The sequence below is a fragment of the Streptomyces sp. NPDC058985 genome (assembly GCF_042740985.1).
Taxonomy (GTDB): Bacteria; Actinomycetota; Actinomycetes; order Streptomycetales; family Streptomycetaceae; genus Streptomyces.
Genome location: NZ_JBHYJX010000004.1, coordinates 76,651 through 88,889, shown reverse-complemented (window position 1 = coordinate 88,889; position 12,239 = coordinate 76,651). Strand labels below are relative to the sequence as shown.

9 protein-coding genes and 1 pseudogene are annotated in these 12,239 nt (G+C 72.4%); 6 read left to right on the top strand and 4 right to left on the bottom strand.

The annotated features are described in order from the left end of the window. Window positions 1-74: 74 nt before the first annotated feature. Window positions 75-2,501, bottom strand: a complete 2,427-nt coding sequence (locus ACFW01_RS04755) for a D-alanyl-D-alanine carboxypeptidase (RefSeq protein ID WP_384502380.1) — start codon at window positions 2,499-2,501, stop codon at window positions 75-77. 144 nt (window positions 2,502-2,645) lie between these two features. On the opposite strand from ACFW01_RS04755, the gene ACFW01_RS04750 reads away from it, so the two are divergent. The 3 genes from ACFW01_RS04750 (at window position 2,646) to ACFW01_RS04740 (ending at window position 4,935) form a co-directional block, all read left to right on the top strand. After that, window positions 2,646-3,407 carry a GPP34 family phosphoprotein gene (locus ACFW01_RS04750; RefSeq protein WP_122619708.1) on the top strand — a complete coding sequence of 254 codons (762 nt, stop codon included), beginning with the start codon at window positions 2,646-2,648 and terminating at the stop codon, window positions 3,405-3,407. Window positions 3,408-3,710: 303 nt separating this feature from the next. After that, window positions 3,711-4,568, top strand: a complete 858-nt coding sequence (locus tag ACFW01_RS04745) for a helix-turn-helix transcriptional regulator (protein WP_234957180.1) — start codon at window positions 3,711-3,713, stop codon at window positions 4,566-4,568. Window positions 4,569-4,743: 175 nt separating this feature from the next. Beyond that, window positions 4,744-4,935 (top strand): DUF397 domain-containing protein, encoded by a 192-nt coding sequence (locus tag ACFW01_RS04740; RefSeq protein ID WP_125492736.1) that lies wholly within the window; start codon window positions 4,744-4,746, stop codon window positions 4,933-4,935. A 109-nt stretch (window positions 4,936-5,044) separates the two neighbouring features. Here the strand turns inward: ACFW01_RS04740 and ACFW01_RS04735 are convergent, their stop codons facing one another. The 3 genes and pseudogenes from ACFW01_RS04735 to ACFW01_RS04725 form a co-directional block, all read right to left on the bottom strand. Continuing rightward, window positions 5,045-5,905 (bottom strand): MerR family transcriptional regulator, encoded by an 861-nt coding sequence (locus ACFW01_RS04735; protein ID WP_384502379.1) that lies wholly within the window; start codon window positions 5,903-5,905, stop codon window positions 5,045-5,047. Between the two features lie 107 nt (window positions 5,906-6,012). Next, window positions 6,013-6,534: a glutathione peroxidase gene (locus ACFW01_RS04730; RefSeq protein ID WP_234957182.1), complete on the bottom strand. Its 522-nt coding sequence runs from the start codon at window positions 6,532-6,534 to the stop codon at window positions 6,013-6,015. Window positions 6,535-6,902: 368 nt separating this feature from the next. After that, a pseudogene (locus tag ACFW01_RS04725) lies at window positions 6,903-7,865 on the bottom strand (ArsR family transcriptional regulator); the annotation flags it as partial. A 131-nt stretch (window positions 7,866-7,996) separates the two neighbouring features. On the opposite strand from ACFW01_RS04725, the gene ACFW01_RS04720 reads away from it, so the two are divergent. The 3 genes from ACFW01_RS04720 to ACFW01_RS04710 all read left to right on the top strand — a co-directional run bounded on the left by ACFW01_RS04720 (window position 7,997) and on the right by ACFW01_RS04710 (window position 12,120). Beyond that, complete coding sequence (locus tag ACFW01_RS04720; RefSeq protein WP_384502378.1) at window positions 7,997-9,208, top strand: MFS transporter; 1,212 nt, start codon at window positions 7,997-7,999, stop codon at window positions 9,206-9,208. Window positions 9,209-9,365: 157 nt separating this feature from the next. Further along, window positions 9,366-10,463 carry a PP2C family protein-serine/threonine phosphatase gene (locus ACFW01_RS04715; RefSeq protein WP_234957184.1) on the top strand — a complete coding sequence of 366 codons (1,098 nt, stop codon included), beginning with the start codon at window positions 9,366-9,368 and terminating at the stop codon, window positions 10,461-10,463. 133 nt (window positions 10,464-10,596) lie between these two features. After that, a complete protein-coding gene (locus ACFW01_RS04710) occupies window positions 10,597-12,120 on the top strand; it encodes an MFS transporter (RefSeq protein WP_384502454.1) in 1,524 nt (507 codons plus the stop codon). Window positions 12,121-12,239 lie beyond the last annotated feature (119 nt).

The window sequence follows — 12,239 nt, the reverse complement described above, 5'->3', positions numbered from 1 at the left end:
CACGCGAACGCCCCCGCGGCCGGTCGGCCACGGGGGCGTGGAGGCGTCGGGCCGGGCCCGGGCCCGGCCCGACGTCAGCCCACGCGGGTGAGCTTGTCCGTGAAGCCGGGCTCGGCGAGGTCGTCCTGGAGGGCGACCGGCACCTTCACCGCGCCGCTGCTGCCGCCGTCGCCGACCGCGAGGGTGCCGACCTTCGTCCCGGCCTTCGCCGTGTGCGGCACCTCGTCCGCCTTGAACGTCAGTTTCACGGTCAGCCCGGCCCAGCCGACCGCCTTGACGTCCTGGGTGGCGACGACCGGGGTGCGGCCGCCGAGACCGTCGTCGACGTACCCGACGACGCTGCCCTTCTTCACGATCGTCGACGACTCCAGGGTGTCCTGCGCGGCCCGGATCAGCTTGTCGCTGGAGTCCAGCGCGGCACCGAGGATGGTGTTGTCCGCGCCGCCCGCCGGCTGCCGCACCACGGCACCGACGATGGTCCGGGTCTCGCCGTCGACGTCCTTCTTGGCCGCGAAGACGAGGTTGCCGAGCGCGGAGGTGGTGGTGCCGGTCTTGATGCCGACGACGTCGTTGTGGCCGACCAGGTGGTTCCAGTTGGAGTGGTTGACGCCCTTGTAGTCGTCGTAGGACATCATCGCGGCGACCTCGCGGAACGCGGGCTCCGTCATCGCCGCCTTGGCCAGCTTCACCTGGTCCACGGCGGTGCTCACGGTGGTGTTGTTCAGGCCCGACGGGTCGGTGTACGTGGTGTTGGTCATGCCGAGGTCCTCGGCGGCGGCGTTCATCTTCTCGACGAACGCCTTCTCGGACCCCGCGTCCCAGCGGGCGAGCAGCCGCGCCACGTTGTTCGCGGACGCGATGAGGATGCTTTCCAGGGCCTCGCGCTGCGAGATCGAGTCGCCCGCGAACACGTTGACCGTCGACTCCTGGCCCGCCTGCGACTGGTCCTCGGCGGCCTGGTCGATCTTGATCTTCGGACCCTCGGCGCCGCTCTTGAGCGGGTGGTCGCGCAGGATGACGTACGCGGTCATGACCTTGGCGACGCTCGCGATCGGTACGGGTTTCTGGTCGCCGGACGAGCCGAAGGTGCCGATGCCCTGCACGTCCAGCGCGGCCTGCCCGCTGGACGGCCAGGGGATGTCCGGCTTGCCGCCCTCGAACGTGAAGCTGTCCTCGGCCGTGAGGTCCAGGGTGGGTGCGGGCAGCGGGCGCATCGACTGCGCCACCGCGAAGACGATCAGCAGCAGGACGACCAACGGCGTCCAGATCTTGACCCGGCGCACCGTCGTCCGCAGCGGGGTCTCCGGGGGCGGCGGGGTGTTGGTCAGCTCCGCCAGCAGGTCCAGCGGAGGCTTCGGCGGCAGTGGCTGCTGTGTCGTCCGCTCGGGGCCGACCTGCTGCACGTTGGCGGTGGGGGCGTTGCGGGGGGCCTGCGGCGCCTTGGAGGGCTCGGACGGGGCCTTCGGGGCGGTCGGGGCCTTCGGGCGCTCCGGCGGCCGGCGCGTCGACGGGTCGTCCAGGTGCCGCAGCGCCACGAACTTGCTGGTCCGCTCGGCTTCGCCGGGCTCGTCGCTCTTGTCGCCCTCGCTGCCCTTGTCGTCCTTTTCGTCCTTGTTGTTCTTGTCGGACTTCTTGGGTGCGGGGGCGGCGTCGCCCAGCTTCAGCATCGTCGTGGGCTGGTCGACGGAGGGCTTGGCGGGTCGCGTCTGGAACACGGCGGTGGGCTGATCGACCGGACGCTCACTGTCCGCGTCCGTCCCGGCGTCCGAGTCCGAGGGGGCGCCGTCGTCCTCCGCGTCCTTCTCGGGCGCCTCGGTGCCCTTCTCGGCGTCCTCGGCTTCCTTGGGGGCCTCGGGGTCCTCGGCGGCGCCCCGGGACTCCAGGCGCGCGTTGGCGGCGGCCCGCTCGTCCGCGGTCGCCACCCAGGCCGCGACGGCGTCCCGCAGGCGCCCGTCGCTGGGGGTGGCGTCGTCCTCGGTGTCGCCCTTGGCCTCGGACGTGGCGGACGTATCCGGCTTCTCGGACTTGTCCGGCGTATCCACTTCCTCGGAGCCGTCGGAGCCGTCGGAGCCGTCGGAGCCGTCGGAGGCTTCGGAGGCTTCGCCCTCGTCGCTCTCTTCGTCCTCGTCGACGGACCCCGCCTCCGCGGCCACCTCGTCCGTCTCCTCCTCGGCGGACCCCGCCTCGTCCGTCTCCGTTTCCGTTTCCGTTTCGCGGACCGACAGCACCCGGGTCGCCGTGTCCACGCCCCCGCGGGGGCGCTCCGTGTCGTCGGACCCGGCGGACGCCGAGGACCTCGCGTCCTCCCGCGACACCGCCAGCCGCGGATCGCGTGCCTCGCTCGCCTCGGTCCTGGCCTCGGGAACCGGACCCGCGCTCCCCGACGTCGGTTCTTCCGACGACTCGCGCTGCTTCGACCTGTCGGGGGACTCGCCCGCCACCGATGCCTCCTCCATGCGCCGCACGTGCCGTGCGCGCTGCCGATCCCGTACCGAAACCATTTACCAGTGTCCTGTGTACGGGGGGAACCCACGCGGAAGACGAGAACGACATACCTACTGGTTCCACTACAAACAGGTCACGCACCCTCGACAGACCAATGTGAGAGGGGTCACCCTGTCTCTCATCCACGCGGGGAGGCATGGATGGGCAGGAGCCGCAGAACACTTCCGGAGGAGCTTCTGCTGCTGGCGTTGGACCCGACCACGGGTACCACCGCACAGCCGCAGTCGCTCGACCTGGGTCTGGCCGGAGCGCAGCTGGTCGAGCTGGCGCTGGCCGGACGGATAGCCCCAGACGGGGATCGTATCGCCGTGGTGGCACCACGGCCGACAGGAGATCCAACACTGGACTGCGCGTTGGAGTTGCTGCGAAGGCGTGGCGCTCCCGTACGGGCGGTCAACTGGATTGGCGGGCCCCGCCTGGGGCTGCGCCAGACCTATCTCTCGCATCTGGAGCGATGCGGCATGGTGCATGCCGTGGAGGGCCAGATGTGCGGGGTGCTGCCGACGACTCGCTATCAGGCGACGGACACGGCGATCAGCAGGGAGATCAAGGCCCGCCTCGACTCGGCGATCCGCACCGGCGTTCCGCCGGACCCGCGGACCGCGGCGCTCGCCGCGCTGGCCCACGCGGTCGGTCTCGGCAAGCACCTCTACCCGGGCAACGAAGGACGTTCGTCGCGGTCCCGCCTGCGGGACCTCATCAGGCACGACCCCATGGGCGGCCTGGTGGCGCACGCGGTGATGGACGTTCAGAACGGCGCGGGGGCGCAGCCACGCCGCGCTCCGGCCGCCCCGGCCGGCCGCCAGGCCGCCGGACCCGGTGGCAGGCCCGCTCCGGAACCCGCCCGCGGTGTTCCGGCGCAACCACGCCACGGATCCATGGCGCGTGCGGTGGCCCACTGAGCCGCACCGCACCGCAGTGACGCACACGCAGTACCGCACCGCCGCACCGCCAGTCCCCAAGCCCGGTCACGGGAGCCGCAGGTCCGCGCGGGGCGGCGGGACCGACCGTACGTCCGGCATGCCCGGACGGCGGCCCGGCCCGCCGCCCCGCGCGGCCATGTGTACGGGTGGCGTCCCGAACGGGCGTGTACGCGGCGCATATGGACCGTTTGCCAGCGGTAGAAACCACCTTGGTGGCAGTCTGCTCAGCAGCAGATACGCAAAGTGGCAAGTATGAGTCACGCAGCCGGAGGTGCACGTTCCGTGGCGTCGAGTGTCAATCCCACCGTAAGGCGGCGTCGGCTGGGCCAGGAGCTGCGCAGGCTCCGTGAGCTCAAGGGCATGACGGCCGAGGAGGTGGCGGAGCGGCTGCTGGTCTCGCAGTCGAAGATCAGCCGCCTGGAGAACGGCAGGCGCAGCATCAGCCAGCGCGACGTCCGCGACCTGTGCGGGGTCTACGAGGTCGAGGACCAGCGGATCGTCGACTCGCTGATGCAGATGGCCAAGGACTCGCGCCAGCAGGGCTGGTGGCACGCCTTCGGGGACATCCCGTACAGCGTCTACATCGGCCTGGAGACCGACGCGGAGTCGCTGCGGACCTATGAACCGCAGATCATCACCGGGCTGTTGCAGACCCGGGCGTACGCCGAGGCGCTCATCCAGGGCGCCCTGCCGGAGACGTCGGTCGCCGACATCGAGAAACGGGTGCAGGTCCGCATACGGCGCCAGGAGCGCATCTCCGCCCAGAACAACCCGCTGCGGCTGTGGGTGGTGCTCGACGAGGCCAGCCTGCGCCGCGTGGTGGGCGGCAGGCAGGTGATGCGGGAGCAGTTGGAGCACGTCGCCGAGATGTCGCAGCTGCCGCACATCACCGTGCAGGTGCTGCCGTTCGACGTCGGGGCGCACCCCGGCATCAACGGGCAGTACTCGATCCTGGAGTTCGCCGACGCGGCCGACTCCAGCGTGGTCTACATCGAGGGCGTGACCAGCGACCTGTACCTGGAGAAGGCGCTGGATGTGCAGAAGTACACGGTGATGTACGAGCATCTGCGGGCGCAGGCGCTCAACGTGGAGCAGTCCCGCCAGCGCATCGAGGATGTGGCGAAGGAGTACGCGCGCTGAGAAGGGGCGGATGTTACACCCCTGGCTGGCGGTACTGGAAGACTCACCTGGAATATGCCATCCGGTCGAGTGAATGGCTGCTCCGTACGGGAAGGTCAGCGAGTAGCGTCGATCACGCCAAAGATCACACGTCATTGGCGTAAACCGCACTCAGCAACTCGCCATCGGAGCAGACATGGCAATTCGTCAGGGCGCCCAGGAATCGTGGACCAAGTCCTCCTACTCCGGAGGAAACGGCGCGTGCGTCGAGGTCCGGTCACCCGTCGTGGCGGCGCTCGCCGTCCGTGACTCCAAGGTCCAGGAGGGCCCGGTCCTCGCCTTCCCCGCCGACGCGTGGAACGCGTTCGTGGGGTCGGTCAAGGAGTAACCCCCAAGGCCCCCGAGGAACGACTCCACGCACCGCCCGGCAGCATCGACGGCGGAGCCCTCTCGACCAGTTCGCCGACCTTGCCGAGAGGGCTCTGTCTCACCTCACCTCACCTCACGGGGAAGGCGATGTCGCACACCGGGTCCTCGGGACCCGCCGCCTCCCAGTCGGCGAAGTACACCTCGCGGCACGGTCCCGCCGCCGTCAGTCCCTGATCGGCGATCCACGCCTCCACCGCCTCGAACGCGGTCAGGATCTGCGGATGCGCCACCTGCGCCTTGGTGATCCGGGTGTAGGCCAGCCGCCCGGCCGGCTCCACCCGCACCCGCGTCCGCCAGGCCCGTCCGCGCTCCTCGCACCACGCGCGGGCCGCCTCCTCGTCGGCCACCGGGACGCACGACTCCGCCGGGCCGTCGCTCTCCACGGACACCTCGGCGTGGTAGACGACGTACGGCGCCGCCGTCACCCCTCCGCAGCCGCGGGCCGCCTCCTCCAGCCGCCCCAGCGAGGCGCCGATCCACGCCGGCAGTTCCGCCGCCAGCGTGTGCCGGCTCTCGCTGATCACCACCTGCTCGGGCACGTCCACCGTCTCGACCTCGAACCTCGCGTACATCTCGGAGCTCCTCCCCGACAGTCGTCCACGGAGGTGCTCGGTGAGCGTGCGCTGCCCGGCCACCCGGGCCTCCACTCCCGCCCAGTAGGCGTCGAGCAGGGCGGCGGCCCGAGGCCCGTCCGCGTGGACCACCTCCGCGACCTGCGCGAGCGGCATGTCCAACTGGCGCAGCAGCGCCACCAGCCGGGCGCGTTCCGCCTGGCCGGCGCGGTAGTAGCGGTAGCCGGTGGCCTCGTCCACCCGGGCGGGCGCCAGCAGGCCCATCCGGTCGTACAGCCTGAGGGCCTTGGCCGACAGGCGGGCCCTCTCGGCGAACGCCCCGATGGTCAGCCACCCGTCGTCGCGCGCGTCGTCCACGTCGTCATCCTCCGTCGCCGGACGGCTGCTCCGCCCGGCGACGACGACGCTCGGGCCTGACCCAGGGGGAAGGTCAACCGGCCCGCCGGCCGGTCCGGTCCGGTCGTTCAGCCCGCCAGCCGGGCCTCCACCGCCGTCACGACCTCGGCCGCCTCCGGCTCGGTCTGCGGCGCGAACCGGGCGGCGACCTTGCCGTCCCGCCCGATCAGGAACTTCTCGAAATTCCAGCGGATGTCCCCGCTGTGCCCCTCGGCGTCGGCGAAGCCGGTCAGGCGGTCGTAGAGCGGGTGGCGGTCATCGCCGTTGACGTCGACCTTCTCGGTCATCGGGAAGGTGACGCCGTACGTCGCCGAGCAGAACTCGGCGATCTCCTCCGAGCTGCCGGGCTCCTGGCCCATGAACTGGTTGCAGGGCACGCCGAGGACGGTGAAGCCCTGCTCCGCGTACCGCTCGTGCAGCCGCTCCAGACCGGCGTACTGCGGGGTGAGCCCGCACTTGGAGGCCACGTTGACCACCAGTACGACCCGGCCCGCGTACTGGGAGAGGTCGGCGGACCCGCCCTGGAGGGCGTCGATCCCGACGTCGAGGGGGAGGCTTTCGCTGCTGCGCGCGTTCTCTGAGGTCGTCATGCCCGGATGCTAGCCCCGCCGGGTGACAGCTCCCCCGGCCGCCTCCCCGGCTTCGGCCTCGCCGGCCACCCTCCCGGTGTCCGCTTCGGCGGGCGTTCGCCCGGTGGCTGTTCGGCGGCTGCTTCTTCGGCCGCTGTTTTGGCGGGCGCTTCTTCGGCCGCTGTCTTGGCGGGCACGTCTCCGGCCGCTGTCTTGGCGGGCACGTCTTCGGCCGCTGTCTTGGCGGGCGTCTCTTCGGCCGCTGTTTTGGCGGGCGTCTCTTCGGCCGCTGTCTTGGCGGGCACGTCTCCGGCCGCTGTCTTGGCGGGCGCCTCTTTGGCCGCTGTCTTGGCGGGCACGTCTCCGGCCGCTGTCTTGGCGGGCGCCTCCCCGGTCGCCGCCTCGACCAGCACATCCCCGGCCGCCGTCCGTGAGTACAGCACCGAGCGCCCCGCCCGGCGCCGCTCCACCAGGCCGGCGTCCAGCAGCACCCGCAGATGCCGTCCGACCGAGCCGAGGGCCTGCCCGGTCACCCCCACCAGCTGGCTGGTGCTCATCGGGGAGCCCAGCAGGACCAGCACACCCGCGCGGGCCGGACCGAGCAGCGCGCCCAGTGCCGCGGGCACGGTCCGCGCACCGTCGTCCGCGAGGGCACCCGTGCACGGGTAGACCACCGCGTACCGCTCCGGTTCCTCCCACGCCACCCAGCCCTGCCGCTGCGGGGTGACGGGCACCAGGACCAGCTCGGCCCCGGACAGGTCGCGCGGCGGGTACGGGTTCAGGTTGATCTGGAGGCGGCTGTCCCCCAGCCAGCGGGTGCCGGGCCGCAGCGCGTCGAGCACCGCCGCCCAGCCGCCCCGGCTGACCCGCGCCGTCCGCGCGACGACATCCGCCTCCAGGACACGACGGCGCCGCTCCCAGTCGGGCCGTACGGCCTCGGCCCAGACGTGCTCCAGCAGCGCGGCGGCGCGCTCGGGCAGGTCGTCCCGGTCCAGGGCGGCGGGCAGCACACCGCCGAGGGAGACGGCCAGGTCGGCGCGGGCCACGGCGGGGCCGGTCGCCCGGACGCGCGCGACGCCCTCCTCGAAGCTCTCGCGCTCGCGCGGGGTGGGCGTGAGGAAGTCGGCGATCCACTCCCGGCCGAGGCCCGAGCGGACCAGCAGCGCCGTCACAGGATCGTCCGCGAGCCGGCGCCGGTACGCGGGCAGCCGGGCGTCGAGCCAGGTCCGTTCGCCCGGGTGCGCGGCCACCCCGGCGTGCAGCAGCTTCAGGCACGCGAAGGTCTCGGCCAAGGGCGAGACGACGAAACGGCTGCGCGCGAGGGTGTCGGCGTTGATCTGCCACCAGCCCATCCGGCCCCTCCCTCCATCCGGACCCTCCCCTCCATCCGGCCGGCCTCTCCCACCGGCTGTTCCCGCCGCCGGAGTTTCGCACGGACGCGAAAGAATAACGACCGGTCCCCGCGGCGGCCCAGACTCCCCGCATGCCGGACACCCGCCGCACGAGCTACGCGGACCTCTTCCGCACCCCGGAGTTCAGCCCCCTCTTCCTCTCCTCCTCGGCCAACATCGCCGCCCAGACGGTGAGCGGCCTGGCGCTCGGCACCTTGGTGTTCCGCGCGACGGGTTCGCCGCTGCTGTCCGCGGTGAGCATGTTCGGCCCGGCACTGGCCCAGGTGCTGGGCGCCACCCTGTTCCTCTCCGGCGCCGACCGGCTCGCCCCGCGCACCACGCTGGCGGCGCTCTCCCTGGCCTTCGCCGCCGCCACCGCCGCCCTCGCACTGCCCGGCCTGCCCATCTGGGCGATGCTCGCCATCGTCCTCGCCGAGGGACTGATCGCCTCCCTCGGCGGCGGCGTCCGCTGGGGTCTGCTGACCGAGATCCTCGCCAAGGACGGCTACCTGACGGGGCGTTCCCTCTTCAACATGATGAGCGGCGTCATGCAGATCGCCGGATACGCGGCCGGCGGCGTCCTGGTGACCCTGCTGTCCCCGCGCCTGTGCCTGCTGCTCGCGGCCGGTCTGTACGCCACGGCGTCCGCCCTCGCGCTGCGGCTGACCCGCCGTCCGCCGCGCGCCACCGGCCGCCCCTCGGTGCGCGCCACCTGGCGCGCCAACGCCCTGCTCTGGTCCGCCCGTCCGCGCCGCCACGTGCTGCTGGCCCTGTGGATCCCCAACGGCCTCGTCGTCGGCTGCGAGTCGCTGTACGTCTCCTACGACCCCCGCGCGGCCGGCACGCTGTTCGCCTGCGCCGCGCTGGGCATGCTCGCGGGGGACGTGACGGTCGGCCGGCTGCTCCCGGCCCGGCTGCGTCCGCGGTTCGGCGTCCCGCTGCTGGTGCTGCTGGCCGCGCCGTACCTGGCCCTGTTCCTGCGCCCGCCGCTGCCGGTGACGGCCGTACTGGTCGCGCTGGCCTCCGTGGGTTTCGGCGCGAGCCTGGTGCAGCAGGAGCGCCTGGTCGCCCTGACCCCCGGCGAACTCTCCGGGCACGTACTCGGACTGCACTCCGCCGGGATGCTCACCCTGCAGGGCGTCTCCGCGACGCTGGCCGGCACGGTCGCCCAGTTCACCTCCCCGGCGACGGCGATGACCGTGATGGCGGCGGGCTCCCTCGCGGTGACCCTCGCGCTGACGGTCGCGAGCCGGCGCGACGCGGCGGACGGGGGGCTGCTGCCGAGGCCGGTCCCGGCGGCGTGAGGAGCCGTTCTCCGAGGGAGGGCACTCGGCCTCGATTGGGTCAAGGACCGCCCGGACATTCCTGCGTGGCGGGACCCTTGCATAGTCTAAAGACTGGGTAGGGGCGCCTGAGAACAGGGAGAGGGCGGCTCTTGAGCGCCGTGCCACCGGAGTAGCCATGATCGTGAAGATGCCGCCGTCCGCTTCCGCGGTGCTGGCGTGGATGCCCGTCGCGGCCATGGCCGTCGTCGCCGTCGTGGACGTCACCGCCGGGCCCGGGGTGGGGTTCCTGCCGCTGGTGTCGCTGGGACCGGCGTTCGCGGGGCTGGTCGGCGGCTGGCGGCGCACGGCGGTGATCGGGCTGGTCGCGCTGTTCCTGTGCGTGGGCCTCGGCGCCTACAACGACCTCCTCGACCGGCCCCGGGGCTACACCGCCATGGCGTCCGTCGTCGGCGTGACCGGCGTCGGCATCGCGGCGGCCGTGATGCGCTCGCGCCGGGAGGCGGAACTGGCCAGCGTCCGCTCGATCGCGGAGGTGGCCCAGCGGGTCCTGCTGCGCCCCGTACCGCTGACCGCGGGCCCGCTGCAGGCCGCCGTCTCGTACACCTCGGCGCTCGCCGAGGCCCGGATCGGCGGCGACCTGTACGAGGTGGTCGCCTCGCCGCACGGCGTCCGGGTGATCGTCGGCGACGTGCAGGGCAAGGGGCTGGACGCGGTGGAGACCGCCGCCCGGGTCCTCGGCACCTTCCGGGAGGCGGCGTACGACGAGAAGAACCTGGTCAAGCTGGGCGAACGGCTGGAACGCAGCGTCGCCCGCGACCTGGACGACGAGAAGTTCGTGACCGCGATCCTCGCCGAGATCGGCGACGACCACCGGGTCGTCCTCCTCAACTACGGTCACCCGGCGCCGATGCTCGTCCGCGGCGACGGCACCGCCGACTTCCCCCAGCCGCCCGCCTACGCCCTCCCGCTGGGCCTGGCCGCACACGGCGGCCCCGGCCCGGACCCCTTCCCGGTGCCCTTCGGCCCCGGCGACCAGCTGCTCCTCTACACCGACGGCGTCACCGAGACCCGGGACGACCGGGGCGACTTCTACCCGCTCGCCGAGCGCGCCCGCATCCTGGACGACCCCGACGTCCACCGCGCCCTGGAGGCCCTGCGCGAGGACCTCGTGCGGCACGCGGCGGGACCGCACCACGACGACGCGGCGATGCTGCTGCTGCGGTACCAGGGACTCCAGGACGGCCAGGGCAGCCAGGACAGCCAGGACAGCTAGGGCTCCGAAGGCTCCGGATGCGCCGCCGGGAGGCCCGGCGCAGACTGACCGGGTGAGCGGAACGCACACCAGGCGGGACCCGAACGCCCTCGGTGCCGGTCGCGCCGCCTCCCAGTCGCTGGCCCTGGCCGCGATGATGTTCGCGGTGGCGATGACCTTCATCGACCAGACCATCGTGTCACTCGCGGCCCCCGACATCGTCTCCGAACTCGGCCTCTCCTCCACCGGCATGCAGTGGGTGATCAACGCCTACCTGCTCTCGCTGGCCGCCTTCTTCGCCCTCGGCGGACGCTTGGCCGACCTGTGGGGGCCGCGCCGGGTCGTCGTGGCGGGCACCCTGATCTTCGTCATCTCGTCGGTGCTGTGCGGCTGCGTGCCCTCCGGGGACGCCGCGCTGACCTGGCTGATCATCTTCCGGGCCACCCAGGGGCTGGGCGCCGCGCTGCTCTTCCCGGCCGCGCTCGCCGTGGTCGTCGCGGTCTTCCCGGTGGAGCGCCGGGGACGCGCGCTCGCCCTCTTCTTCGGCATCACCGGCGCGCTCACCGCCGTGGGACCGCTGCTCGGCGGCTGGCTGACGGCCTGGACCTGGCGGGCGATCTTCTGGGTCAACGTCCCCGTCGCGATCATCGCGCTGGTCCTGACGGTGCTGGCCCACATCCCCGACCGCCGCCGCGCGGAGACCCTGGACGTGAAGGGTGCCCTGCTGATCGTCGCCGGCATGGGCCTGAGCGTGCTCGGCTTCCAGCAGGCGGCGGCGTGGGGCTGGGATTCCGTGGCGACCTGGGTCTGCATCGTGGGCGGCCTGGCGATCCTGTACGTCTTCTGCCGCTACGAACTCCGCGCCCCCGGCCGCCCCCTGGTCAACCTCGCCGTCTTCCGCGACCGCGCCTTCACCGTGGACGCGCTGGTGCTCTTCTTCGCGATGCTCGCGTTCGTCCCGGTGTTCTTCTTCGCCTCGGTCTACGCCCAGGTCTCGCTGAGCGCCTCGCCCAACCAGGCCGCGCTGTACCTGCTGTACTTCTTCGCCGGGTTCGCCATCGCCTCCCAGTGGGGCGGCCGCATCCTCGACAAGCGGGGGGCGCGTCCGGCGCTGCGGATCGGGTGCGCGCTCGGCGCCGTCGGCTTCGCGCTGTGGGCGGGGAAACTGACGGACCTGTCGATGCACGACCAGTGGCCCTACGTCGCCCTGGCCGGCGCGGGCATCGGCTTCATCCTGGCCCCCGCGTCGACGGACGCCGTCAACCGCGCGATCGACGCCTCGTACGGCGAGGTCACCGGCATCACGCAGACCGTCCGCAACTACGCGGCCAGTGTCGGCCTGGCCGTCTTCGGCACGATGCTGACGCACACCATGACCGACAACGTCGAGCAGACCCTGCGGGAGCGCGGCGTGGCACCGGACACCGAGCGCTCCGTGGCCCGGCAGGTCACGGAGACGGTCACGGGCAACGCGGACGCCCGCGTGCCCACCGGCGACGGCCCGGCCGCCACGGCTATGCGGGACGCGATGTCCGCGGTACGCCTCGACTTCGCCGAGGCCAACCAGTGGGTCTTCTACGGCATGGCGGTCGTCCTCGCCGTCGGGTACTTCTGCGCCCTGCGGCATCCCGGCGGCCGCGCTCCCGACGCCAACCAGGCGGAGGAAGGCGGGCGTTGAACGGGTTGCCGTGCCGCTCAGGGGCGTAGGCGGTCGGCCTTGGGGCAACTTACGCGAGGGTGCGCGGTGTTGAGCCGGACCGTCGTCCCGCTGAGGTTCATGATCGGCCGCCTCGGGAC